This is a genomic window from Nocardioides flavescens (genome assembly GCF_009823805.1).
GTDB lineage: Bacteria > Actinomycetota > Actinomycetes > Propionibacteriales > Nocardioidaceae > Nocardioides > Nocardioides flavescens.
On record NZ_WUEK01000001.1, the window covers coordinates 478,233 to 502,181 of the forward strand.

The following is a 23,949-nucleotide window of genomic DNA, read 5'->3' on the forward strand; positions in this document are numbered from 1 at the left end:
CTCGTGGCGGACACGGGGAGCGGGGCGCTCGCGCCGCTGCGGGAGCCGACGTTCCGTTGGTTCTTCCTCGCCCAGCTGGTCAACCTCGCCGGCTCGGTGATGAACTCCGTCGCCCTGACCTTCGCGGTCCTGGCGGTCGACGACTCAGCCTCGGCCCTCGGCACCGTGCTGGCGGCGCACAGCGTGCCGATGGTGGTGTTCCTGCTGCTCGGCGGCGTGATCGCCGACCGGTTCTCACGCACGCTGGTCATCCAGGTGTCGAACGTCGCGGCCGGGCTCACCCAGCTCGCGATCGCCGCGCTCGTGCTCGGCGGACACGCCACCGTGTGGCAGCTGGTCGCGCTCACCGCCGTCAACGGCGTGGTGTCGGCGGCGAGCCTGCCGGCGTTCGCGAGCCTGCTCCCCCAGCTCGTCTCACCCGGGGCCCTGCAGCAGGCCAACGCCCTCGTCGCGCTGCAGCGCAGCGCACTGCGCGTCGTCGGACCGGCCCTCGCCGGGGTGCTGGTGGTGACGGTCGGCGCCGGTTGGGCGATCGCCGCCGACGGGTTGACCTACCTGGTCTCGGCAGCTCTGCTGCTGAAGGTGCGGCTCCCCCCGCTGGTCAGGGACACCGACGAGCCCTCGCTGCTCACCCAGCTGCGCGAGGGGTGGGGCTACGTCGTCGGCACCACCTGGCTGTGGGTCGTCGTCGTGGCCTTCGGCGTGCTCAACGCGCTGCACGCCGGGCTCTTCTTCACGCTCGGTCCGGTGATCGCCCAGCGCACCGAGATCGGTGAGGCGGGATGGGGTCTCGCACTGTCGGCCGAGGCGCTCGGGCTCGTGCTGGCCGGTCTCGTGCTGCTGCGGGTCTCGCTGCGGCGCCCGCTGCTGTGGGGCATGGGCGCCATCACGCTCTGCGCGGCGCCGATGATCACCCTCGGCCTCACTCCGCACCTGCCGACGCTGATCGTGGCGATGGTCCTCGCCGGGGTCTCCATCGAGGTCTTCAGCATCGGCTGGGCGCTGGCCATGCAGGAGCACGTGCCACCGCCGCTGCTCTCGCGGGCCTACTCCTACGACATGCTCGGCTCGTTCGTCGCCATCCCCATCGGTCAGCTGGGCGCAGGGGTCCTGGCCGGGGCCGTCGGAGCACAGCACGCACTGGTCGGCGCCGGTCTGCTCTACGTCGTCGTCTGCCTGCTGACGCTGTGCTCGCGCCAGGTGCGCGACCTGCCGAGGGTCGCGCCGGCGGCGGGATAGTCCGCGACGTTCTCGCCCCCGATCCACACGGACAGGGGCCAGAACGTCACGGACTACCGACCCGGAAGGGTCGCGAGCCTCAGCTCACCGTGATCTGCGTGCTCCCGGAGACCAGCCGCCAGTCGACGGAGGCGAACTGCGCCGGGTCGATCGTCTTGTTGGCGATGACCCAGTCGATGAGCAGCTGGCGGATCTCGTTCTGCCGGTTGTAGACGATCGGGGCCGTCTTGACCGCGGGGAAGCCACCGCCGCCGGACTGGCGGTAGTTGTTGACCGCGAGCGCGAACTCCTGCCCGTCGGCGACCGCCGTGCCGCCGTACGCGAGGTTCTTGATGCGCGAGCTGGCGTCCTGCGAGATGTCGATGTCGTAGGTCAGCTTGGCGTCGAGCCCCGCGACGACGTCGTAGTTGTAGTCGGGGATGCCGTTGGGCGCGGTGGTCGTCTTGGCGTTGGTGACCTGCGCCAGCGTGAACGGGCCGGTGCCGGTGACCTTCTGGAAGTACGCCGCCGACGTCTCGAGGTAGGCCTTGAGCTGGGCGCCGGTGATCTTCACGCCGAGCAGCGTGTTGTCGTAGATGTAGAGCCCGGCGACGTCGCGCACGCTGACCTGACCCTGCGGGAAGACCGCCGAGCGGCTGAACGGCGCCGCGATGGACAGCACCGGCAGCGCGGCGTCGGCGCCGGTGAGCCCGGCCTTGACCGCCTGGGCCTGCACGTAGTTGACGAAGTCGATGATCGGCACGTCCTCGACGACGGCGCGGGCCGCCTCGAGACGCTGGGTCGAGGTGCCGACGGGCGCGTTGACGTAGGCGACGACCTTGTCGTGCTGAGCGCGGACGGCCTTGACGACCTTGCCGTTCTCCTTGGCGGTGTTGGAGTTGAGCAGGTGGCCGCGGGCCTTGACCAGCTTCCACTCCTTCTTGCGGCCGAGCCACTCCAGGCGCAGGTTCATGACGGCGAGGCGCATGCCCCAGTAGTACGGCTCGACGAGCAGCACGTCCTTGCCGGTCTTGGCGTTCTTCACGAAGCGCTCGGGGATCTCCTTGTGGGCGTGGCCCACGAGGATGGCGTCGATGTCGGGCACCTGCTCGGCCACGAGCGAGGCGGCGTTCTCGGGGTAGGGCAGCGCGTCGCCGTACGACGAGGACGTGTCGGCACCCGAGTGGGCTGACACGATGACGACGTCGCAGCCCTTCTTCTTCATCTCGGGCACGAACTTCGCGGCCTGCTCGACGAGGCCGGGGAACTCCATGCGGCCCTCGACGTTGGCCTTGTCCCAGATCGCCACGCCGGGCGTGACCAGACCGAGCACGCCGACCTTGAGGCGGCGACCGGACTTCAGCCGGTACTTCTTGATGACGTACGGCGGGAAGACGGGCAGCTTGGTCGCCGGGTCGACGACGTTGGCGCCGAGCAGCGGGAAGTCGAGCTGCGACTGGTAGGTGCGCAGGGTGTCGATGCCGTAGTTGAACTCGTGGTTGCCGAGCGCGGCGGCGTCGTACTTCATGACGTTCATCGCCGCGGCCATCGGGTGGGTGCCGCCGGCGGTGATCGGCGCGATGCGCGCGTAGTAGTAGGCCAGCGGGGTGCCCTGGATCGTGTCGCCGGCGTCGAGGAGCATCACCGGGCCGCGCTTGCGGAACTTCTTGCGCGCGGCCTTGATGAGCGTCGCGACCTTGGCGGCGCCGATGTCGTCGTGGGTGGCGTTGTCGAACTCGGCGTTCTTGAAGTAGTCCCAGTTGAAGACGTTGCCGTGCAGGTCGGTCGTGCCGAGGACGGTCAGGCGCAGCTGCGAGCGGCGGCGGCGGCCGGCGCCGAGGTCGTCGAGCTCGACGTCGTCGTCGGCGAGCGCGGGGGCGGCGATGCCGGCGGCGGCGAGGGCGGCGGCACCGGTGAGGACGCCGCGGCGTCCGGCGGTCCAGCCGTGGGCCTCCACGTCCGGGTGGGGCTCGTGGGGCAGGTCGTGGCTGTGCGTGTCGCTGTGCATGGGGCGATCTCCCGAGAGGTCGTACGGATGGAACCCGCCGATCCTGTCAGGTCAGCACCACTTGTCCACCAGCGCGCAGATCACGGTCAGGTTGCGATTGGTGGCGACGCCGAGGTGCCGCTCGACGACGGCGTTGGTGAGCCTCGCCTCGTGGTAGTTCTCCCCGAGCAGCAGGTGGACGGCACGGCCACCGACCCGCGCGACCTCCCCCGCCGAGCTGCGTGCCTCGACCGCCCGCACCGCCTCCGCGCTCGGCTCGTCCTTGAGCAACGAGACGTAGTGGCGCCCCTCCCCTCCCAGCTCGCGGCCGAGTCGCCCCGCCTCCTCGGCGACCGCCCTCAGCTCGTCGGGCGTGAAGACGACCGTCGGCACCTCGAACCCCGCCTCGGCCTCGTACGCCGCCTCGAGCGCCGCCTCGATCCGCGTCCGCGAGCGCATCGAGGTCTCGAAGCGGACGTTGCCCGTGTTGAGGTGCGTCGCCACGCCGGTGAAGCCGGCCGCCTCGGTGGACCGGGCGACGGCGTCCTTCGGGAACTTCCTCTTGGCGCCGAGGTTGATCGCCCGCAGGAACCCGATGCGCACCGCCACCCTGGTCATCCTGCCCGGCATCCGACCCGCCAGCCAGCCGTGCTGTCTCCCGGGTCACATCCCGTGGAGATACATAGGATTCCTATGTAAAGTGGGGCTCATGCCAGCCGCCACCGATCCCAGCGTCCTCGGTGGCGAGCTGGCCACCCAGGCCGCGCGCTTCGTGCGCACGCTGCGCCGCGAGCTCGACATCCCGGCGTCCGCGCGGGTCCTGTCGGTGCTCGACGAGCACGGGCCCTCCGGGGTGACGAGCCTCGCCTCGGCGTACGGCTGCACCCAGCCGACGATGTCGGCGCTGGTCGCCCAGCTCGTCGAGCAGGGGTGGACCGAGAAGTCACCGCACCCCACCGACACCCGCTCGACGCTCGTCTCGCTCACGCCCGCGGGGCACAGCGAGCTCGCTCGCGTACGACGGCTCAACGGCGAGCACGTCGCCGCACGCCTGGCCGAGCACCCCACCCTCACCACCGCACAGCTGCGCACCGCCGTCGAGGTCCTGCGCGTGCTGGTGCCTGCACCCGAGACTCAGACAGGGAGCACCTCCTCGTGAACACCTTCTTCAAGCAGCCACGCGCCGTGTGGGCGGTCGCCTTCGCGTGCGTCATCGCCTTCATGGGCATCGGCCTCGTCGACCCGATCCTCAAGCCGATCGCCGACCAGCTCGACGCGACGCCCAGCCAGGTGTCGCTGCTCTTCACCAGCTACATGGCCGTCATGGGCGTCGCGATGCTCATCACCGGCGTCGTCTCGAGCCGGATCGGCGCCAAGCGCACGCTCATGCTCGGGCTCACCCTCATCATCGTCTTCGCCGCGCTCGCCGGGCTCTCGGACTCGATCGGCGCCATCGTCGGCTTCCGCGCCGGCTGGGGTCTCGGCAACGCGCTCTTCATCGCCACCGCGCTGGCCACCATCGTGATGTCGGCGCGCGGCTCGACGGCGCAGGCGATCATCCTGTTCGAGGCCGCACTGGGTCTCGGCATCGCGGCCGGCCCGCTGCTGGGTGGAGCGTTGGGGTCGATCAGCTGGCGTGCGCCGTTCCTCGGGGTATCGGCGCTGATGGTCGTCGCGCTGGTCGCGACGGCGTTCCTGCTGCCCTCCACGCCCCCGGCCCCGCGCAAGACGTCGGTCGCCGACCCGATCAGGGCCCTGCGCCACCCCGGCCTGCTGGTCATCGCCCTGACCGCGCTCTTCTACAACATGGGCTTCTTCACCCTGCTGGCCTTCACGCCGTTCCCGCTCGACATGAGCGCCCACCAGGTCGGCTTCGTCTTCTTCGGCTGGGGCATCCTGCTCGCCGTCACCTCGGTGTGGCTGGCCCCGATCCTGCAGCGCACGATCGGCTCGGTGCCGACCGTCCTCGGCAGCCTCGCGCTCTTCGCCCTGGACTTCGTGGCGATGGCGATCTGGACCGACCACAAGGCCGTCCTCGTCGTCGGCGTGGTCGTGGCCGGTGCGTTCCTGGGCGTCAACAACACCGTCATCACCGAGGCCGTCATGGGCGCTGCGCCCGTCGAGCGGCCGGTCGCCTCGGCCGCCTACTCCTTCGTCCGCTTCTCGGGCGGTGCCGTCGCCCCCTGGGCCGCCGGCCGGCTCGGTGAGGACGTCAGCGTCCACGCGCCGTTCTGGATGGGCGCCGCTGCGGTCATCGTCGCCGCGCTCGTGCTCGCCGCGGGTCGCCGCTACCTCGCCCACCTGCACACCCCCGAGGAGCACAGCGTCGAGGAGGCGCAGCTCGTCGCGGTGGGCGATCTGGACTGAGGAAAACCTGTCGCACCGCGTGGACCGCCTCACCTAGCCTCGTCCACGCGAGATCAGCAGCCGGCCCGGGCTCTGCCCGGGCCGGTCCTGCGCGTCGTACCTCGCATGTCCCGGTACCGCCTGCCAAGGCTGGGGTTCGACTCCCCGCTCTCCTCGGGTGCGGGCGGGCCGCGGCACCAGCGGCGGAGCACCAGCGACCCGACCGGTCAGCACGACGGTCGACGTCCCGTGTCCTGTCGTGCCGCGTCCCGCCCGCATCCATCGCTCCGGCCGGCCCACCCACGACCCGACCTCCCGGGAGGAGGACCACCATGAGCCTGTTCAGCACCCTGTTCACCGACACCGTCACCGTCGCCAGCCACGAGCGTGCCGTCGTGTACGTCGACGGCGCCTTCACCCGCGTCCTCGAGCCCGGTCGTCACCGGGTGCCGGCCCGCGCCGTCCTCGTCCCCACCGACGCCCGCACCCGCCTCGACACCATCGGCACCCAGGAGGTCCTCACCGCCGACGGTGTCGCCGTGCGGGTCACCGCCGCCGTGCGCTGGCGCGTCGCCGACCCGCGGGCCTACGTCGAGACGTCGTCCGACCCGTTCGCCGAGGTCTACCTCGCCGTCCAGCTCGCGCTGCGCGACGCCCTCGTCGCCGTGGAGCTCGACGCGCTCGTGAGCGACGCGCGTCGACTGGCCGGGGCCGCACTGCTCGACGCGGCCCGGGCGGCCGGTGCTGGCGTCGGGATCGCGGTCGAGGCCGCGGCGGTCAAGGACGTCGTGCTGCCGCACGAGCTGCGGATGGCCTTCGCCGAGCGCGCGACCGCCCGCACCCGCGGCCAGGCGCGTCTCGAGGCCGCACGCGCCGAGACCGCGGCGCTCCGGTCGCTGGCCAACGGCGCCAAGCTGCTCGAGGACCACCCGGCCCTCGCGCGGCAGCGCCTCGTCGAGGCACTGCCCCCGGGCGCGACCCTCGAGCTCGGCCTCTAGGCCGTGCGCGTGGTGCGGATCCCTCAGCGGGTCCGCACCACGTTGGTCTTCGCGACCTTGTCGTGGATGGCCTGCTTCTTGGAGTCCCACAGCGGCCACAGCAGGTCCAGGATCGAGTAGAGCCCGACCAGGGTGCCGACGAGCGGCACGAGGTTGACGATCCCGACGCCGAACTGCGCGAGCCAGCGCAGCGCCACCGTGCCGAACCCCATCCGCCCCGGCCGCTCGCGCAGCCGCACCCGCAGGCCGAGGGCGAGCTTGCCCGGCGTCGCCTGGCGCCACATCAGGAAGCCGACCTGGTAGAGGAACGACACCGCCAGGCTGATCGCGGTGATGATCGCCAGGGGTCCGGCGATCTGGCGCTGCAGCGACCCGGCGTCGACGGTCGACTCCCGACCCGCCTCCGCCGCACGCACGACGTCGTCGAACCAGTCGCGGTAGACGTCGACCACCTCACGCCACCACGGCAGCGTGAGCAGCGTGCTCACCACGCCGAGCAGCACCGCGTCGATGACGTAGGCGCCGACGCGCTGCCACCACCCCGCCAGGGGCACGCCGTCGGGCGTCGTCGCCGGGCCCGCGGGGGCGCCGTACGCCGGGGTGCCGTGGGTCGGGGTGCCGCCGTACGCCGGGGAGCCGTACGCCGCGCCGTAGCTCCCGCCGTACGCCGGCGGCTGGGTGGGCTCGACCGCCGGCTGCTGGTCCTGCTGCTGGGCCGATTGCTGGGCCGGTTGCTGGGCCGGCGCGGTGTGCTCGGTCCAGCGGGTGCCGTCCCACCAGCGCAGCTGGGGCGGCTGCCCGGGCTGCTGAGGTGCGGGGTCGGGGTGCCAGCCGGGCTGCGTGCTCACGCCCCGAGCGTAGGGGGTCTCAGAAGTTGCCGCGGCGCTCCTGCTCTCGCTCGATGGCCTCGAAGAGCGCCTTGAAGTTGCCCTTGCCGAAGCCCAGCGACCCGTGCCGCTCGATCAGCTCGTAGAAGACGGTCGGGCGGTCGCCGACGGGCTGGGTGAAGATCTGCAGGAGGTAGCCGTCCTCGTCGCGGTCGACGAGGATGCCGCGCGACTTGAGCTCCTCGATCGGCACCCGCACCTCGCCGATCCGGGCCCGCAGCTCGGGGTCGTCGTAGTAGGAGTCGGGCGTCGAGAGGAACTCCACGCCGCGCTCGCTCAGCAGGTCGACGCTGCGCAGGATGTCGGTCGTGGCGAGGGCGACGTGCTGGCAGCCGGCGCCGTCGTAGAACTCGAGGTACTCGTCGATCTGCGAGCGCTTCTGGGCTATGGCGGGCTCGTTGAGCGGGAACTTCACCCGGTGGTTGCCGCTGGCGACGACCTTGCTCATCAGGGCGGAGTAGTCGGTGGCGATGTCGTCGCCGACGAACTCCGCCATGTTCGTGAAGCCCAGCACCTCGTTGTAGAACCGCACCCACTCGTCCATCCGGCCGAGCTCGACGTTGCCGACGCAGTGGTCGACGGCCTCGAAGACCCGCTCCGCGCGCACCTGGGAGCGGCGGGCGACGTAGCCGGGCAGGTAGGGACCGGCGTAGCGGCTGCGGTCGACGAGCGTGTGGCGCGTCTCGCCGTACGTCGCGATGGCGGCCAGGCGCACCGTGCCGTGCTCGTCGCTCTCGTCGTGGGGCTCGACCAGGACCGTCGCGCCGGTGGCGCGGGCGTGCTCGACGCAGCGGTCGACCTCGACCACCTCGATGGCCAGGTCGACGACGCCGTCGCCGTGCCGGCGGTGGTGGTCGAGCACGGCACTGTCGGGCGCGACGCCCCCGGTGAGCACGAACCGCCCGCTGCCGCTGCGCAGCACGAACGACTTCTCGGCGCGGTGGCCGGTCTCCGGGCCGCGGTAGGCCTCGAGCTCCATCCCCCACACGAGCTGGTAGTAGGCCGCGGCCTGGGTCGCGTTGCCGACCACGAAGCAGACGGCGTCCTGGGCGACGACGGGGAACGGGTCGGCGCTGGCGTCGTACTCCACCAGCCCGACGAGCTGGCGAAGCTGCTCGAGCGTGAGCCCGGCCTGCTGCTCCTCGTCGGTGAGCGCGGTCAGCGTCGAGTGCTGGGTCGACTGCAGGGTGGAGGGCGTCGTCATGGACCGACTCTGGAGCAGGTCCGGCAACCTGCTCAACTGCTCCCCGGCACGTTGGACAATCTGTCCACTAGAGTCCGCGCGCATGGACGACCTCGACCGCAGGGTGATCGCTCTGTTCGCCGCCGAGCCGCGGGTGGGGGTGCTCGAGGCGTCGCGCCGCCTCGGCGTCGCCCGCGGCACCGTGCAGGCCCGGCTCGACCGGCTCGAGAGTCGGGGGGTCGTCACGGGCTGGGGGCCCGACCTCTCCCCCGCCGCGCTCGGCTACCCGGTGACGGCGTTCCTGACCCTGGAGATCCGCCAGGGCGGCGACAGCGGCGGCCACGAGGGCGTCGGCGCCCACCTCGCCGCCATCCCCGAGGTGCTCGAGGCCCACACGACCACCGGCGCGGGCGACCTGCTGGTGCGCGTCGTGGCGGCGTCCAACACCGACCTGCAGCGTGTCATCGACGCAGTGCTCTCCGAGCCGGCGATCGTGCGGTGCTCGACCGTGATCGCGCTCGCGACCCAGGTGCCCTACCGCGTGCTGCCGCTCACCTCGGCGACCGGGGTCAGCTGAAGATCATGCAGCTCGAGGTCGCGTGGGCGACGAGGCGACCGGCCGCGTCGTGCACCTGCGCCTCGGCGAGCGCCGTACGTCGACCGCGCTGGAGCACCCGACCCGTGGCGGTGATGCGGCCGGAGTCGACGGTGACGGCGCGCAGGAACTTCACGGTCAGGTCGAGGCTGGTGTAGCCCTCGCCCACCGCCAGGGTGGAGTGGACCGAGCACCCGGCCACGGTGTCGAGCATCGTCGCGAGCACGCCGCCGTGGACCGTGCCGAGCGGGTTGTAGTGCCGGTGCTCGGGGTCGAGCGAGACGTGGATCGCGCCCTCCTCGCCGCCGAAGTCGACCAGGCCGACCGTCTCCGAGATCGGGGCCGCCGGCAGCCGGCCGTCGACCATCGCCATCAGCTGCTCCATGCCGGTCATGGTCGAGGGGTCCACACCCTGGGTCTGTGTCACGGACCCAGCATCGCCGGGGTGGCTGAGTCTGTCAAACAGACCTAGGATGAGCCGGTGACCTCCGCCCTCGACTTCTCCACCGACAACTGTCAGGTCGCGCGCACCATGGCGATCCTCGGCGAGCGGTCGACGGTCGTCGTGCTGCGCGAGGTGTTCAACGGCGTGCGGCGCTTCGACGACATGCAGCGCCACAGCGGCGTGCCCCGCCAGGTGCTCAGCAACCGGCTGGCGATGCTCGTCGACGAGGGCATCCTGCGGCGGGTGCCCTACCGCCCCGAGGGCGGTCGCGAGCGCCACGAGTACCGCCCCACCGCCAAGGGTCTCGACCTCTACCCCGTGCTCACCGCGCTCGCCGAGTGGGGCGCGAGGTACGTCGCCGACCCCGAGGGCCCGGCCGTCGAGATGCGGCACCGCGACTGCGGCGAGCCCGTCCACGTCGCGCTCGAGTGCGGGGCCGGACACCGCCTCGACGACCCGCGCGAGGTCGTGCCGGCGCCGGGACCGGGCGCGATCGCGGTGCGCTGACGTCGGCTCAGGAGGTCTTGCGGGTCGCGGCCCACTCGCGGATCGTGTCGATCCGCTTGCGCAGCGCGTCGGCTCCCGCGACCGCCGCGGCCGGGCCGCCGCACTCCTTGCGCAGGGCGGCGTGGATGACGCCGTGCGGCTGCTGGGTGCGGTGGTGCCAGGCGCCGACGAGCCCGTTGAGCTCGCGGCGAAGGATGGCGAGCTGCTCGTGGGTCGCGAGCTCGGGCACGTCCGGCTTGTCGGCGGGCTTCGCCGGTGCGGCCGCCGCCGCGGCGCGCGTCGTACGACGGTCGCTCTGGCGCTGGGCGAGCAGCTGGCGCATCTGGTCGGGCTCGAGCAGGCCGGGGATGCCGAGGAAGTCCATCTCCTCCTCGGAGCCGACGTGCACCTCGCCCTCGTGGCCGAACTCCGCGCCGTCGAAGAGCACCCGGTCGAAGTGGGCCTCGGAGCCCATCGCCTCGAAGGTCCCCATCGCGAGCTCGTCAGAGGCCTTGTCGCCGGCGTTGGCCTGCGCGACCAGGGCGTCCTCCGGGGAGAACAGGTCCCCCTCGTCGGTGACCTTGCGACCCAGCACGTGGTCGCGGGTCATCTCCAGCTCGGCGGCGAAGCCGAGCAGCGCCGGCACCGACGGCAGGAAGACCGACGCCGACTCACCGCGGGCCCGGGCGCGCACGAAGCGCCCGACGGCCTGGGCGAAGAACAGCGGCGTCGAGATCGTCGTCGCGTAGACGCCCACAGCGAGCCGCGGCACGTCGACCCCCTCGGAGACCATGCGGACCGCGACCATCCAGCGCGCGTCGCTCGAGGAGAAGTCGGCGATCTTCTTCGACGACCCCTTCTCGTCCGACAGCACGACCACGGGGCTCTCCCCCGACACCGCCTTCAGCGTCTTGGCGTAGGCGCGCGCCGACTCCTGGTCGGAGCAGATCACCAGCCCGCCGGCGTCCGGCACGTGCCGCCGCACCTCCGAGAGCCGCTTGTCAGCCGCAGACAGCACCGACGGGATCCACGAGCCCTGCGGGTCGAGCGCGGTGCGCAGCGCCTGGGCGGTGAGGTCCTTGGTGAGCGGCTCGCCGAGCCGCGCGGCGATCTCGTCGCCGGCGCGGGTGCGCCACTGCATCTCGCCGGAGTAGGCCATGAACATCACCGGCCGCACGACGCGGTCGGCGAGCGCGTCGGCGTAGCCGTAGGTGTAGTCCGCGACCGAGCGCGGCACCCCGTCGCCACCGGGCGCGTAGGTCACGAACGGGATCGGGTTGACGTCGGAGCGGAACGGCGTGCCGGTGAGCGCCAGCCGGCGCCGCGCCGGCTCGAACGCCTCGCGCACCCCCTCACCCCAGGTCAGCGCGTCACCCGCGTGGTGGATCTCGTCGAGGATGACCAGGGTCTTGAACCGCTCGGTGCGCACCCGCAGGGCGTTGGGGTTCACCCCCACGCCGGCGTAGGTCACGGCGATGCCGAGGTAGTCCTTGGCGGCTTTGCCCTGCCCCGCGGCGTACGTCGGGTCGATGGGGATGCCGGCGCGCCCGGCGGCCTCGGCCCACTGCATCTTGAGGTGCTCGGTCGGCGCCACGATCGTGACCCGCTCGATCTGGCGGCGGGCGAGCAGCTCGGCGGCCACCGAGAGGGCGAACGTCGTCTTGCCGGCACCCGGCGTCGCCACGGCGAGGAAGTCGCGCGGCTGGGTGTCGAAGTAGCGCGTCATCGCCGCGGACTGCCACGCGCGCAGCGGGGTGGCCGTGCCCCACGCCGCACGCTCGGGCCACGCCGGCCCGAGGCCGTGGGCCAGCTCGGGGGCGGACGCGGCGTCGTCGCCGCGGCTCACGCGTCGGAGCCCGAGTCGCCCTTGCCGGAGTCGTCGTTGAGCGACTCCCACACTTCCTTGCACTCCGGGCACACGGGGAACTTCTCCGGCGCCCGGCTCGGCACCCACACCTTGCCGCACAGGGCGACCACCGGGGTGCCCATCACCATCGCCTCGGTGAGCTTGTCCTTGTCGACGAAGTGCGAGAACCGCTCGTGGTCTCCCTCGTCGGTGGGGACGACCCGCTCCTCGTGGCGGATCTCGGTGGCGGTGCCTGTCCCGAATCCGATGCTCACTCGCGCCAGTCTACGGCCCGCGCGGCCCTGCTCCCGACGGTGGTTTCGAGACGGCGCTGGCGCGCCTCCTCAACCAGCGGTGGTCGAGTCCCGCCGGTCGAGTCCCGGTGGTTGAGGAAGGACGAAGTCCTGTCTCGAAACCACTCGGCTGCAGATGTCAGTTCAGCTCGGGATCCACCGGGCGGGTCGAGACCCAGGCCAGCTCGCCGGGCTGGCGGCGCAGGACGTCGCGACGCAGCTCCTCGACCTCGGGCCGGAAGACGTCGACCGGCTCCCCGGGCACGACGTACCAGCTGCCCTCGTCGACCTCGTCCTCGAGCTGACCGGCGCCCCACCCGGCGTACCCGGCGAAGACCCGCAGGTCGCTGAGGCTCCCGTCGAGGAGCTCGACGGGGGTGTCGAGGTCGACCAGGCCGAGCCGCCCCTCGACCGCGCGGAACCCGACCGGGACGTCGTCGGCGTCGCGCAGCAGGCCGACGGCCAGCGCGCCCTCGGGCGAGACCGGACCGCCGCGGAACAGCACCTCGGGCTCGGAGGCCACCTCGCTCCACGGCTCCAGCACCGAGACGACGGGTACGCCGGAGGGCCGGTTCAGCACGACCCCGAGCGCCCCGTCGCGGTCCGCGTCGAGGAGCAGCACGACGGCGTCGACGAAGTTGGGGTCGCGCAGCAGCGGGGTCGCGACCAGCAGCTGACCGGCGCGCAGCTCGCCCTGCTCGCTCATGGGTCCATCCTCCCCCACGGCCCGAGCGCGTGGGAGAGGTCGTGGCGACCTCAGGCGGCCAGGACTCAGGCGGCCAGGGCCGCCCGCAGCCGGCGCAGCAACGAGGTGCTCTCGCTCGACCCCCGGGGAGCGAAGGGGGCCGGACGCCAGCCAGCGCGGGCCTCCTCCTCGATGCGCTCACCGACGGCGGCGGCGCGCCGGTCCTGGGCGCTGGCGAGGCCGGCGGAGACGGCCAGGAGCGCCTGCTCCTTGGCGGTGGACTTGCGCATGATCAGCGCCGTGCGCTCCGAGCCGGGCTCGGCCCGGTGGGCGTCGATGACGGCCCGGATGCCGGGCAGCTCGTCGGCGGTGGCCCGCCAGGCCCGCACGACCGCGCCGCGCAGGTCCATCGGCTGGCTCAGCTGCTCGCGCTCGATGCGACCGGCCAGCCGGGTGTGCCACTTCAGCTGCAGCGCACCGAGCAGCTCGTCGGCGTCGGCGAAGGTCTCGCTCACGCCGGGCACGTCGGTCGGCAGCACGCCGTCGCGTCGACGGTCGGCGGTCTCGATGACGGCGCGGAGCACGTCGCCTCGGCGGTGGTAGGTCGTCCAGGTCACGGGGCTGGTCCTCTCATGGGTGGATCCGGCGGGAACCGGCACTCGCATACTCTGAGTACGTACCCACGGTACGGTGGCGTACTCGCGGTATGCCAGTTTTCAACGGGTGATGCTGGCCACCGCTGTGACTGGTGTGACGTGGGCAATAGGCTCGGGCCATGCCCCGCTCGGTCTCCCGCCTGGTGCCCAAGGTGCCGGCCGTGCCGGGCGCCGGGCGCCGTCAGCAGTTCTCCGCCTCCACCAAGCGCACGCTGCTCGACGTGGCCGAGGGGCTCTTCACCGAGCACGGGTACGCCGCCACCTCGCTCGACGCGGTCGTCGCCGGCGCCGAGGTGACCAAGGGCGCGCTCTACCACCACTTCAACGGCAAGGCCGCGCTGTTCGAGGCCGTCTTCGAGCGGGTCGAGCAGGACGCCACGCGGTCCATCAGCCAGGCGCTCAAGGGCCGCAAGGACCCGTGGGAGAAGGCGCAGGCGGGGCTGCGGCAGTTCCTGGAGGTCGTGCAGGAGCCGCGCTACCGCCGCATCGTGATCCAGGACGGTCCCGCCGTCCTCGGCTACGAGCGCTACCGCGAGCAGGAGGAGCGCTCGACGTTCGGCACGGTCGTCGAGATCGTGCGCGCGGTGGCCGGCGTCGGCGAGTGGGACCTCGACGAGGAGATGCTGCACACCTTTGCGCGGATCTTCTTCGGCGCCATGTCCGCCGCCGGCGCCTCGGTGGCCACGGCCGCCGAGCCCGACGTCGCCGCCTGGCGCGTCGAGGCCGCGATCGGTTTCATCATCAGCGGCTTCCAGGCGATGGCCGACGCCGAGGTCGTGCCGCCCTGGCTCGCCGAGGACGACTGACTACTTCTGGAACCGCACCGACCCGCCGGTGGCCGGCACGAGCTCGATCCAGGTGTGGCCGGCCGGGACGGTCATGGTCTCCCCACCCTCGCCGGTGAGCTGCAGGGCGCCCTCGAGAGAGTTCTTGGTCCACTGACCCCGCAGCACCTTGCCGTCGTGGAACAGCAGCGCCTGGCCCTTGCCGGTGAACTTCGTCTCCGGCACAGGGTTGCCCGCCGGGTCGGTGTAGCCGGCGTCGCCGACCTTGACCCGCAGCACCAGCACCGAGTCGGCCGGGAACTCGTCGCCCTGGGCGGCGTAGGTGTTCTCGTTGGTGTAGCGGCCGTCGGCGAAGGTCCAGTTCGTGGTGTGGCCCCCGGAGAAGCTCGCCGAGATGGTCGACGCCGGCTTCGCAGTGGCGAGCGCGGCGTCGTCGCCCCACGGCAGGTAGTCGGCCGGGCGGGCGGCCTCGTCGGTCTTGGCCAGCGACGCGGTCTGGGCCATGTCGGTGAACAGGTTGTACGGCGCGCTGCGGCTCGAGTCGCGGTAGAAGCCCTTGTCGCCCTCGGTGAAGTAGGTGATGCCGGCGTTGCCGATCCGGTTGAGCGTCACCTGGGCGGCACCCGAGGTCACGACGTCGGCGTCGACGGGCGAGACGATGCCGATGTCGCTGGCGCGCATCGAGCGCACCGGCCCGACGTCGCCGGGGACCTGGGAGTAGTAGAAGACCGCGAGCCGGGTCATCCCGCCCTCGACGAGCTCCTCGACCACCATGTCCGCCTCGCCCAGCCCCATCTGGGGCGAGCTGGCGTAGGTGTTGTCCATCTTCAGCACCATCACCGGGTGCGTCTGAGCGGCCTCCTGCTTGCCGGTGACCGGCAGACCGGTCAGCGGCCAGGTCGAGGCGAGCCGGGCGCCCGCCGCGACCGCCTGGGCGTCGGGACCCAACTCGTCGTCGGAGTCGTCACCGCCGCCGCACGCCGCCAGCGCGAGGGAGCAGGCGAGGGCGAGCGTGGCGGCCGTGGCGGCCCGGGTGTGTCGGCGCACGGGTGCGGCTCCGATCTGTAGCGATCCGGTCGACTTCGATTGTGCGACCGGGGGTCCCGGTGCGCCGGGAGGCGCGCCCGGGAGGTGCGAGCGGGTCAGAGCTTGCCGCCGCCGTCGACGTACAGCGTCTGGCCGGTGATGTACGACGCCTCGTCGCTGCACAGGAACGCCACGGCGGCCGCGATGTCCTCGGGCTGGCCGACGCGCTTGACCGGGTTGGCCTCGGCGCTGAGGCGGCGGAACTCGTCGACGTCCATCTTGAGGCGAGCCGCGGTGGCGTCGGTCATCTCGGTGGCGATGAAGCCGGGGGCGACCGCGTTGACGTTGACGCCGTAGGGGCCGAGCTCGAGGCCGAGGGTGCGGGTCAGGCCCTGCACGCCCATCTTGGCGGCCGAGTAGTTGGCCTGGCCGCGGTTGCCGAGCGCGGAGGTGCTCGAGAGGTTGAGGATCTTGCCGTACTTCTGGGCCACGAAGTGCTTCTGGGCGGCCCGGGTCATCACGAACGCGCCGCGCAGGTGGACCCCCATCACGGAGTCCCAGTCGGCGTCGGTCATCTTGAACAGCAGGTTGTCGCGGGTGATGCCGGCGTTGTTGACCAGCACGTGGATGCCGCCGAGCTCCTCGACCGCACGGGTGACGGCGGCCTCGCCGGAGTCGGTGTCGCTGACGTCCGCGCCGATGCCGACCGCCTTCGCCTCACCCTGCAGCGGCAGCCGACCCGCGGACTCCGCGGCGGCCGACTCGTCGAGGTCGATGACCGCGATCGAGGCGCCCTCCTCCGCGAGCCGGGTGGCGATGCCGAGACCGATGCCACGGGCAGCGCCCGTGATGACTGCGACGCGTCCGTCGTAACGACCCATGGAGGGCACGATAAGCCTCAGCCGAGCGCCTCGCGCAGCCGGGCGGCGTACGCCGCGCGCTCGCCGTCGTCGTACTTCGTGCGCGGCCAGAAGAACCCGCGCAGGCCGTCGCCCTTGGTGCGCGGAACGACGTGCAGGTGCAGGTGGGGCACCGACTGGCTGACCACGTTGTTGATCGCGACGAAGCTGCCCTGGGCGCCGAGGGCGTCGACGACCGCGGTCGCGAGCCGCTGCGCGGTCGCCAGGAACGGGTCGCGCAGGGCCGCGGGCAGGTCGGGCAGCGTCACGACGTGCTGACGGGGCACGAGCAGCACGTGGCCCTTGAAGACCGGCCGCTGGTCGAGGAACCCGACGAGATCCTCGGTCTCGACGACGAGGTCGGCGGGCAGCTCGCCCGCGATGATCGAGCAGAAGACGCAGTCGGGGTCGCGCACCCCTCGAACCTACTCAGCGCGGATCTCGGCTCGGACCTCTTCAGGGGCGCCGCTGGGAGGGCTTCCAGTCGAGGTCGACCTTGTCGGGCCCCAGCAGCGCGAGGATGCGCCGCCCGGCGAGGAGCAGGTCGCGCACCTCGGGGGCGGAGATGGAGTAGACGACCTCGCCCTCGCGGCGCTCGGAGACGACCATCTGGGCGCGACGGAGCACGCTGAGCTGCTGGGAGAGGTTGCTGGCCTCGATGACGACCTCGTCCTTGAGCTCGTGCACGGCGTGGGGTCGCTCGCAGAGCAGCTCCAGGATCCGGATCCGAGCCGGGTGCCCGAGCGTCCGGAAAAGCTCGGCCTTCGCCTGGTACAGCGGTACGGCCACCGTGCCCTCCTTCTCGCTTCCCCCGCGTTCTTCCCCGTGTTCGTCGCCGTTCCGAGGCCGGATGGCGCCGATCCTGACACATCACAGCTCGCTGCGGACCCGTGTGAGAGCACACCCTGGGGCTACCGGGGCCCATGACCTCAGCCGACGACCAGGTCCCCGACGAGGAGCGGAGCGAGCCGACCGCCCGGCGCCCGCTGCACAGCGGGCCCCGCCGCCAGACCCCGGCACTGCTGGCGGTGCTCGGGCTCTTCGCCGCGATCGCGGTGGTGCTCGTCGTCCTGACCGTGCTGCGCTACGCCACCTGACGCGCGTACGGTCGCACCCGTGTCGTCAGCAGGCCGGTGGACCGTCGGCCTCGAGCGCCTGTGCGACGCCGCGCGGCTGCGTCGCACCCGCGACCGGCCGCCGGCGGACTTCCGGATCGAGGCCTACGTCGCCCACGGCGGCGCGGAGACCGTGGTCGTGCGCGCCCGGGTGGTCGACGACCCGCTGCCCACCGAGGCCGTCGAGGGTGAGGGCCCGGTGGCCGCGCTGCGCCGCACGCTGCGCCACTTCGTGACCGACGAGCTGCCCGGCGTACGACTGCGGGTGCGCGTGGGCGACGCCGAGGTCTCGACGGTGAGCGACGGCGACGGCTACGTCTTCTGCCATCTGCCCGCCGCAGGGCTCACCTCCCCGTGGACCGAGGGCGTCCTCGAGCTCGACCGCCCTTACCGCGGCGTCACGGCGCCCCACACCACCCCGGTGCGGGTGCGGGTGCCGGGACCGGGGGCTCGCTTCGGCGTGCTCTCCGACGTCGACGACACGGTCATCGAGACCGGGGTGCAGCGGCTCGGGGCGATGCTGCGACGCACTCTGACGGGCTCGGCGCTCACGCGGACGGCGTTCCCCGGTGCTGCCGAGCTCTACCGCGACCTCGCCGCGGGCCGCGACGGCGCCGAGACCAACCCGGTCTTCTACGTCTCCTCGAGCCCGTGGAACCTGCACGCGTTCCTCGTGGCGTTCCTGCGCCACCGGGGCTTCCCGGCCGGGCCGGTGCTGCTGCGCGACCTGCTCGGGACCCGGGCCGGGCGCGAGCAGAAGCACGGCCGCATCCGCGAGGTGCTCGCCACCCACCCGCAGCTGCCGTTCGTGCTCATCGGCGACTCCGGCGAGCACGACCCGCAGATCTACGCCGACGTGGTCGCCGAGCACCCCGACCGCGTCCTCGCGGTCTACATCCGCGAGGTGCGCCTCGACCCCGGCGACGGGCGGGTGGAGACGGTCAGCGACCGGTGGCCCCACCCGCAGGTGCCCTTCGTCCTGGCCGCCGACAGTGCCGCCGTACGCCGCCACGCGGCGTCGATCGGGCTGCTGCCCCACGGGACGCCGGCGTAGCCGCTCAGCTGTAGCGGTGCGACTTGGCCGCGTGCCCCTTCTCGCGGGTGCAGGTGCGCCCGTTCATCGACGTGTGGCCGCACAACGCGTCGCCCTCGGCCTCCGGCGCGGGCGCGGCCTTCTTCGGGGCCTTGCCGGCAGCCGGTTTCGTGGCTGGCTCGGGGGCGACGGGTGGGCGCGCGGTGGTCCGGGTCGGGGCCTTCGCCCCGGCGGCCGCACGGGCGTTGAACTTCGCCTCGCGCATCGCCCGCAGGGCTGCTTCCTTGCTCATCGATCGATCACGTCACGACCCTAGGCGCGAGCACCGACAACGCCACGACCGGCGCCCCCGTGAGGGGAGCGCCGGTCGCGGGTCGTACGTGTCGGTGAGGAACGCGTCAGCGCACCCGCAGCCGCACCGTGTCGCTGCTGCCGGCGATCGTCGTGCTGCCGGCGTACGTCGCCACGAGGGTCTGGCGACCCTTGCGGAGCTTGACCTTCACCACCGCGGTGCCGTCGGCCGCGACCTGGACGACCGCGAGGGTCTTGCCGCCCTTGGTCAGGGTCACGGTGCTGCCGGGGGTGAGGCCGGCGGCGCTCAGCGCGATGCTGAGCTTGACCGTCTTCTTCGCGCCCTTGCCCTTCGCCCGCTTGACCTTGGCGCTCAGGTCGAGCGAGGACGGAGCCTTGACCGCGGGAGCCGTGGCGGTCGACTGGGTCGTCGTCTGCGTCGGGCTCGTGGTCTGCGTCGGGGTCGAGGGCTGAGCGGGGCTCGTCGTGCCGGCGGTCGGCGCCACGAGCCGCGAGCCGGCAGCCGGTGCGGCCCAGAAGATGCCGCGGGCGGCCTCGCTGAACAGGCTCTTCGGGTTGGTGCGGAAGAACACCGAGGTGCCGAAGACGATCGAGCGGGTCTTCACGCCGACGACGGGGCGCTGGGTCTCGGACGAGACGACCGAGGCGTTGTTCGCGGCGTACGCCGGGCCGTTGGTCGGCACCGTGCCCGCGGGCGACCCCGCCGGCACCGACGGACGCCAGTGGCCAGCCAGCAGCGGCTTGCTGCTGTAGCGCTGCTGGACGTTGGTGCCGGCGCCGAGCTCGGTGAACCAGGTGGCCGGGTAGATGTAGGCCGTGTCCTGGCGGTAGGGCTCGAGCACGCTGCCCTTCGGCGTGTCGACCGAGACGAGCGCGGTCGCCGAGTTGGCGCTGGTGAGGGCGTTGCCGGTCATCAGGCCGTAGTCCTTCGCGGCGTTGAAGGCCGCGGCGCCGCGGCCGGTGAGCGCGCCGCCGCGGTCGAGCAGCGCCTGCACGGCTGCCCGGGCGACCGGGGCGCTCGACGTGGCGAAGGTCGAGCCGATCCACAGCACGTCGACACCGTCGAGCAGGCTCGGGTTGTTCTGGATGCCCGTGGTCTCGCCCGTGACGGTGACCTGGGTCAGGTCGTCGAAGCCGAGGGTGGTCAGCGCGATGCGGTCGTCGGCGGTGCCGACGTAGGCGACCTTGAGGTCGCGCAACGGCTTGGTGTCGGCGTCGTCGAGGGCGTCGAGGTCCGCCTCGGTGGCGGGCTCGAGGTCGATGTCGTAGGTCTTGGCGACCTGCTCGGCCTTCGAAGCCGACGCCGAGCCGACGACGGCGGAGCCGTCCTTCAGCATCGAGACCGGCACGCCCTCCTCGAGCAGCGCGTTGAGCGCGGTGAAGTCCGCGACGCCTGCGACGTCGAAGGTCGTGTACGCCGGGGTCGCCGGCGCCGAGAAGTTGGAGCTCGGCGCGGTGACCGGCGTGGAGGCGCCGATCGGGCCGTCGGTGACGACGCCGACCTTGTCGACGGTCGCGCCCCACAGGTAGGAGTAGCTCCACGCTCCGTCGGCGTACAGCTGCGGCACGTTGTCGGAGATGTCGTCGCCGAGGTCGAGCAGCGAGTTGGCGAGGCCCCGCATCGGCTGGTCGAGGTCCACGACGTACGAGCCCGCGGGGTAGGTCTTGCCCTCCACGGTCGTGGCCGAGGTCAGCTTGTCGACCTCGATGCCGTGGAACACCAGCTGCTTGACCAGCGCGGCGGCGTCGCTCTCCGAGCGCTGGCCGGCACCGCGCGGGATGACGTAGGCGTTGGGCAGGACCAGCGGCTCCTGGTCGTCGAGGGCGTCCCAGAGCGGGCGCCACTGCGTCGGCCCCGGCACTGTGTTGACGTCCGCCACCGTTAGCTGCTTCTTCGGCTCCTCCGACTGCGCGCGACGGAACGTCTCGATCTGGTTCGAGAGCATCTCCTTCGCGGCGGTCGGGTCGTTCATGTAGCCGACGATGCTCTTCATCGTCTGCAGCGCGACCGCGGTGTTGACCTTGGCCCGCTCGGGGGTCTGCGTGCCGCCGGCGCCCTGGCGCGACAGCGGCAGCTCGACGGTCGACGTCGCCGCGCCGAAGAACGCGGAGTACTGCGCGCTGAAGACCGGCGGGAAGTCGTCCCAGCCGCCCTCCTGGTCGTCGCGGTAGGGGATGGCGATGCCGCCCACCGAGGTGAGCGGGTTGCCCGGGATGGCCGCGGCGACGACGTCCTTCTCGACCTTGAGGGCGAGGGCGTAGTTGTGCGGGATCGACAGGTCGTACTCGTAGTTGGTGCCGTGCGGCGGGCCGCAGGGCTCGATCTGGAGCACGCCGGTGTAGCCGTGGAAGTCGGCGGTGTAGATCGGCTGGATCGCCTGCACCGAGCGGACGTAGGACTTCGTCTCCGCGGTGGCGTTGGTGATCATGTCGCGGTTGGGGTCGAGCCCGAGCGAGGTCGCGCGGGTGGCGGCGGTGCGACCGTCGGGGTTCAGCGACGGCGAGAAGTAGAGGCGGTTGTTGCGCAGGATGCTGCCGACCTCGCTGAGCGGCGCGGTGGCGAGGTACTCGATGTACTGCATCGCAGCATCCGTCCCCTCCCACTCGTTGCCGTGGATGTTGTTGCTGATCCACACGGGGGTCTTGTACTGCGCCTGCAGCGTCGCGTCCTTCGCCGCCGCGGTCGGGTCGTTCTTGATCTGGTTCTTCCACGCGGTCTGGCGCGCGGTCTCGTCCGTGTCCTCCGGCGCGGTCAGGGTGACGAGGTAGAGGTCGCGGCCGAGCGTCGACTGCCCCACGACCTGCACCGAGATGCGGTCGCTCTTGGCCATCAGCTCCTGCAGCTTCGGCGCGAGGTCCGGGTGACCGAGCAGCTGTGCGGCCTTCGAGGCGTCCGAGGGGTTGTCGCGGTAGAAGCGCAGCTTGGGCTGGTACGGGTACGACGACGGCATCACGACCGGGTCGCCCGAGGCCACGGCGGTCATCGCCTGGCGGACGATCTCCGCCTTGGTGGTCTGCGGCGGGGCGCTCGACGACGTGCTGGTGCCGCGGTCCTCCTGCACGCTCGCGGTCGGGGCCGGGGTGACCTCGTCGGCGGTGGCAGGAGCGGCGGTGCTCGCGAGCACCGAGGTGGCGGCGAGCGCCAGACTGGTCGCGCCGACGAGTGCGCGGGGCTTTCTCACGAAGAGGCTCGTTTCTGTGGTGGCGTGCTGACGACAGGGCTGTGCGACGACCTCGGGACCCGAGTGGTCTGGACCGAGTGGGCGTCAGATTGCCTGACAATCAGGTGTGATTACTACCTGAGCCTGTTCTTTAACCTGAGATTTACATGGGGTCAGGATTCCCTTGTCGCAGACGCGACGAAGCCCCCTCGCCGTGGCGAGGGGGCTTCCCGGGTCGTGCGCGGTGCCGGGCTGGCTCAGCTCTGGTCGGCGTCCGTGATCGGCTGACCGGTCTTGTCGACCTCGTCGGGGAACTCCGCGCCGACCGGGTGCGCCCCGGAGTCGGGCGAGCCCTGGGCGGGGTCGTACTCCCCCTCGGCGGCCGGGCCGTCGGTCGTCGAGGAGGTCTCCTGCTCCTCGGCGGCGTCGTCGAGGTGGCCGAGGTTCTCGTTCGCTGCATCGCTCATGCTGGTGCGGTAGCCATCGGGCCGGGTCTCAAGCGGACTCCACCACACGGTCCACGGCCGCCACCACCGCGCCGCGGTCGCAGTCGTAGAGGTCGGCGCCGCTGAAGGGGTTGAGCTCCAGCAGCCGCAGCCCGCGGGGCGTCTCGCAGACGTCGACGACGAAGACGGGCTCGGGCGCCGACAATCGGGCCACGACGGTCTCGGCGTACGCCCAGGCCGGGTGGCCGGCCCCCAGCGATCCTGCCTGCTCACGCCCGTCGGCGACGTACCCACTGCCCGCCACGACCTCGCCGCCGGCGACGACGAACCGCCATTCCTCCCCCACGTCGACCACCGGGGTCACGACGACCGGCAACCGCTCGTCGTCGTAGTAGAAGCCGTGGTCGAGCGCCGCCGCGTTGACGGCGTCGCGGTCGAGCACCCGACCGCTGAACGGCTTGAGCGCGCTGTCCGGTCGCACGAACACCCGCGGGCCGAACTCCTCCGGCGGACCCTCGGCGACGAGCTGGGCCACGGTCGTCACCGCGTGCCGTTCGGCGACGAGCAGATCGGCGACCTGGGGCCACCACGCGCTGCACGCGAACCGCTCGGTCGCGCAGAACGCCCCCGGCGACCACGGTCGCTCGCGGTGCACCCGGTCGGCGTTCTCCAGCGCACCGTGGAAGACCACCGGGCCCGCCCCGAGCTCGGGCCACCGCCCGTCGCTCCACCACTCGTCGCGCCACCGCACGACACGGTCACCGGCCGCCTCCGCTGCCGTCGCGAGCCGCTCGTGCTCGTCGGCGAACACCTCACGCTCGAGCAGCCAGACGGTCATGGTCGACAGTCTGGCGCGGCGCACAGCACGAGAGCCGCACCGACGAGGTCGGTGCGGCTCTCACAAGAGGGCTGGAGCTGGTGGTCCTCGGGGGATGGTTGTCGAACTCGTCCCCACCCCCGTTACTACGGGTCCTCCGGGCCTATCGAGACCTCGATCTGGCCGGCACTCCCCCAGCGAGACCTGCGGTCGTTCAGCCCAAACGAGCCAAGACCCTCAACGGCAGTGAGCTGGATCGGATCCGGGAACGGTACGTAGCTGGCGGGGTCACCACGGCTGAACTTGGCCGCGAGTTCGGCGTCGACCGGCAGACGGTGCAGCGGAAGTTGCGAGCCATGGGCGTGCGGATGTACGGCAGCTCGCTCAGTGCAGAGGAGATTGTCGAGGCTGCGCGGTTGTACGCCAGCGGTCTCACGGTCGCCAAGGTCGCTTCGAAGCTGGGGCGGGGCGACAACGCGGTGCGCAACGCGCTCATCCGAGCCGGCGTACAGCTGCGCACTACTCACGGGCGGGCGCGGGAGTCGCCCTGATCGCTCGCGCACTTCCTTTCTGATCGGCCTCGGGCTCCTTCTTGGTCCAGTCCCGAGAAAGGTAGGTCAGGGATTGGGCGAGTTTATGGCGATCGATCTCGGGGCGGGCAGCTGCTTTAATTGAGATCTCGCGGTCCTCAGCGCGCACGGGCTTTGTGGAGCGGGCGCCTTGGCAGCGT

At 72.0% G+C, this 23,949-nt stretch carries 27 protein-coding genes; 10 read left to right on the forward strand and 17 right to left on the reverse strand.

What is annotated here, in order from left to right; all coding sequences use genetic code 11:
- Positions 1–3 precede the first annotated feature (3 nt).
- On the forward strand, positions 4–1,239 hold the full coding sequence (locus GRQ65_RS02330; protein WP_160874716.1) for an MFS transporter: 1,236 nt from the start codon (positions 4–6) through the stop codon (positions 1,237–1,239).
- Between the two features lie 79 nt (positions 1,240–1,318).
- On the opposite strand, the gene GRQ65_RS02335 is transcribed toward GRQ65_RS02330, so the two are convergent.
- Both GRQ65_RS02335 and GRQ65_RS02340 read right to left on the reverse strand, forming a co-directional pair.
- A complete protein-coding gene (locus GRQ65_RS02335; RefSeq protein WP_160874717.1) occupies positions 1,319–3,226 on the reverse strand; it encodes a bifunctional metallophosphatase/5'-nucleotidase in 1,908 nt (635 codons plus the stop codon).
- A 51-nt stretch (positions 3,227–3,277) separates the two neighbouring features.
- Positions 3,278–3,823, reverse strand: a complete 546-nt coding sequence (locus GRQ65_RS02340; protein ID WP_202387041.1) for a DUF1697 domain-containing protein — start codon at positions 3,821–3,823, stop codon at positions 3,278–3,280.
- 91 nt (positions 3,824–3,914) lie between these two features.
- Here GRQ65_RS02340 and GRQ65_RS02345 point away from each other — a divergent pair, with 91 nt between their 5' ends.
- The 3 genes from GRQ65_RS02345 (at position 3,915) to GRQ65_RS02355 (ending at position 6,549) form a co-directional block, all read left to right on the forward strand.
- Entirely contained in the window at positions 3,915–4,364 is a 450-nt protein-coding gene (locus tag GRQ65_RS02345; RefSeq protein WP_160874721.1) for a MarR family winged helix-turn-helix transcriptional regulator, read from the forward strand.
- Entirely contained in the window at positions 4,361–5,572 is a 1,212-nt protein-coding gene (locus tag GRQ65_RS23715; protein WP_337191434.1) for an MFS transporter, read from the forward strand. Before GRQ65_RS02345 ends, GRQ65_RS23715 begins: the two co-directional genes overlap by 4 nt.
- Before the next feature lie 311 nt (positions 5,573–5,883).
- Complete coding sequence (locus tag GRQ65_RS02355) at positions 5,884–6,549, forward strand: slipin family protein (protein ID WP_160874723.1); 666 nt, start codon at positions 5,884–5,886, stop codon at positions 6,547–6,549.
- 23 nt (positions 6,550–6,572) lie between these two features.
- Here GRQ65_RS02355 and GRQ65_RS23720 read toward each other — a convergent pair whose 3' ends face one another.
- Positions 6,573–7,397, reverse strand: coding sequence for an RDD family protein (locus tag GRQ65_RS23720; protein WP_160874725.1), 825 nt, complete (start codon positions 7,395–7,397; stop codon positions 6,573–6,575).
- Positions 7,398–7,416: 19 nt separating this feature from the next.
- Complete coding sequence (gene hppD, locus GRQ65_RS02365; protein ID WP_160874727.1) at positions 7,417–8,640, reverse strand: 4-hydroxyphenylpyruvate dioxygenase; 1,224 nt, start codon at positions 8,638–8,640, stop codon at positions 7,417–7,419.
- An 82-nt stretch (positions 8,641–8,722) separates the two neighbouring features.
- Between hppD and GRQ65_RS02370 the strand changes: the two genes are divergently transcribed.
- Positions 8,723–9,196: an Lrp/AsnC family transcriptional regulator gene (locus tag GRQ65_RS02370; RefSeq protein ID WP_160874729.1), complete on the forward strand. Its 474-nt coding sequence runs from the start codon at positions 8,723–8,725 to the stop codon at positions 9,194–9,196.
- Here the strand turns inward: GRQ65_RS02370 and GRQ65_RS02375 are convergent.
- The gene (locus tag GRQ65_RS02375) at positions 9,189–9,641 is read right to left on the reverse strand and encodes a hotdog fold thioesterase (RefSeq protein WP_202387042.1); all 453 of its coding nucleotides are present in this window, start codon (positions 9,639–9,641) and stop codon (positions 9,189–9,191) included. The genes GRQ65_RS02370 and GRQ65_RS02375 overlap by 8 nt on opposite strands.
- Positions 9,642–9,695: 54 nt before the next feature.
- Between GRQ65_RS02375 and GRQ65_RS02380 the strand changes: the two genes are divergently transcribed.
- Positions 9,696–10,166 carry a winged helix-turn-helix transcriptional regulator gene (locus GRQ65_RS02380; protein ID WP_337191435.1) on the forward strand — a complete coding sequence of 157 codons (471 nt, stop codon included), beginning with the start codon at positions 9,696–9,698 and terminating at the stop codon, positions 10,164–10,166.
- 7 nt (positions 10,167–10,173) lie between these two features.
- On the opposite strand, the gene GRQ65_RS02385 is transcribed toward GRQ65_RS02380, so the two are convergent.
- From GRQ65_RS02385 to GRQ65_RS02400, 4 genes are all read right to left on the reverse strand, one after another.
- The gene (locus GRQ65_RS02385; protein ID WP_237447637.1) at positions 10,174–11,871 is read right to left on the reverse strand and encodes a DEAD/DEAH box helicase; all 1,698 of its coding nucleotides are present in this window, start codon (positions 11,869–11,871) and stop codon (positions 10,174–10,176) included.
- Positions 11,872–11,987: 116 nt separating this feature from the next.
- On the reverse strand, positions 11,988–12,266 hold the full coding sequence (locus GRQ65_RS02390) for a DUF3039 domain-containing protein (RefSeq protein WP_439331840.1): 279 nt from the start codon (positions 12,264–12,266) through the stop codon (positions 11,988–11,990).
- A 157-nt stretch (positions 12,267–12,423) separates the two neighbouring features.
- A complete protein-coding gene (locus GRQ65_RS02395; protein ID WP_160874733.1) occupies positions 12,424–12,990 on the reverse strand; it encodes a YqgE/AlgH family protein in 567 nt (188 codons plus the stop codon).
- Between the two features lie 65 nt (positions 12,991–13,055).
- The gene (locus GRQ65_RS02400) at positions 13,056–13,586 is read right to left on the reverse strand and encodes a hypothetical protein (protein ID WP_160874735.1); all 531 of its coding nucleotides are present in this window, start codon (positions 13,584–13,586) and stop codon (positions 13,056–13,058) included.
- 158 nt (positions 13,587–13,744) lie between these two features.
- Here GRQ65_RS02400 and GRQ65_RS02405 point away from each other — a divergent pair, with 158 nt between their 5' ends.
- Positions 13,745–14,431 (forward strand): TetR/AcrR family transcriptional regulator, encoded by a 687-nt coding sequence (locus GRQ65_RS02405; protein WP_160874737.1) that lies wholly within the window; start codon positions 13,745–13,747, stop codon positions 14,429–14,431.
- Here the strand turns inward: GRQ65_RS02405 and GRQ65_RS02410 are convergent, their stop codons facing one another.
- The 4 genes from GRQ65_RS02410 to GRQ65_RS02425 all read right to left on the reverse strand — a co-directional run bounded on the left by GRQ65_RS02410 (position 14,432) and on the right by GRQ65_RS02425 (position 17,124).
- Positions 14,432–15,457 carry a DUF3048 domain-containing protein gene (locus GRQ65_RS02410; protein ID WP_160874739.1) on the reverse strand — a complete coding sequence of 342 codons (1,026 nt, stop codon included), beginning with the start codon at positions 15,455–15,457 and terminating at the stop codon, positions 14,432–14,434. It abuts the gene before it with no gap.
- 95 nt (positions 15,458–15,552) lie between these two features.
- Positions 15,553–16,317 (reverse strand): SDR family NAD(P)-dependent oxidoreductase, encoded by a 765-nt coding sequence (locus tag GRQ65_RS02415; RefSeq protein WP_160874741.1) that lies wholly within the window; start codon positions 16,315–16,317, stop codon positions 15,553–15,555.
- A gap of 17 nt (positions 16,318–16,334) precedes the next feature.
- Positions 16,335–16,751 (reverse strand): HIT domain-containing protein, encoded by a 417-nt coding sequence (locus tag GRQ65_RS02420; protein ID WP_160874743.1) that lies wholly within the window; start codon positions 16,749–16,751, stop codon positions 16,335–16,337.
- 40 nt (positions 16,752–16,791) lie between these two features.
- Positions 16,792–17,124 (reverse strand): metalloregulator ArsR/SmtB family transcription factor, encoded by a 333-nt coding sequence (locus GRQ65_RS02425; protein WP_160874745.1) that lies wholly within the window; start codon positions 17,122–17,124, stop codon positions 16,792–16,794.
- Positions 17,125–17,258: 134 nt separating this feature from the next.
- Here GRQ65_RS02425 and GRQ65_RS02430 point away from each other — a divergent pair, with 134 nt between their 5' ends.
- On the forward strand, positions 17,259–17,432 hold the full coding sequence (locus GRQ65_RS02430; RefSeq protein WP_160874747.1) for a hypothetical protein: 174 nt from the start codon (positions 17,259–17,261) through the stop codon (positions 17,430–17,432).
- 19 nt (positions 17,433–17,451) lie between these two features.
- On the forward strand, positions 17,452–18,504 hold the full coding sequence (locus tag GRQ65_RS23725; RefSeq protein ID WP_160874749.1) for a phosphatase domain-containing protein: 1,053 nt from the start codon (positions 17,452–17,454) through the stop codon (positions 18,502–18,504).
- A gap of 4 nt (positions 18,505–18,508) precedes the next feature.
- On the opposite strand, the gene GRQ65_RS02440 is transcribed toward GRQ65_RS23725, so the two are convergent.
- The 4 genes from GRQ65_RS02440 to GRQ65_RS02455 all read right to left on the reverse strand — a co-directional run bounded on the left by GRQ65_RS02440 (position 18,509) and on the right by GRQ65_RS02455 (position 23,240).
- Positions 18,509–18,775, reverse strand: coding sequence for a hypothetical protein (locus GRQ65_RS02440; RefSeq protein ID WP_160874751.1), 267 nt, complete (start codon positions 18,773–18,775; stop codon positions 18,509–18,511).
- Positions 18,776–18,881: 106 nt separating this feature from the next.
- Positions 18,882–21,977 (reverse strand): M14 family zinc carboxypeptidase, encoded by a 3,096-nt coding sequence (locus GRQ65_RS02445; RefSeq protein WP_160874753.1) that lies wholly within the window; start codon positions 21,975–21,977, stop codon positions 18,882–18,884.
- Between the two features lie 236 nt (positions 21,978–22,213).
- Positions 22,214–22,423: a hypothetical protein gene (locus GRQ65_RS02450; protein WP_160874755.1), complete on the reverse strand. Its 210-nt coding sequence runs from the start codon at positions 22,421–22,423 to the stop codon at positions 22,214–22,216.
- A gap of 28 nt (positions 22,424–22,451) precedes the next feature.
- Entirely contained in the window at positions 22,452–23,240 is a 789-nt protein-coding gene (locus tag GRQ65_RS02455; protein ID WP_160874757.1) for an ATP-grasp domain-containing protein, read from the reverse strand.
- A 314-nt stretch (positions 23,241–23,554) separates the two neighbouring features.
- Here GRQ65_RS02455 and GRQ65_RS02460 point away from each other — a divergent pair, with 314 nt between their 5' ends.
- Complete coding sequence (locus tag GRQ65_RS02460) at positions 23,555–23,770, forward strand: hypothetical protein (RefSeq protein WP_160874759.1); 216 nt, start codon at positions 23,555–23,557, stop codon at positions 23,768–23,770.
- The last annotated feature ends 179 nt before the right edge of the window (positions 23,771–23,949 follow it).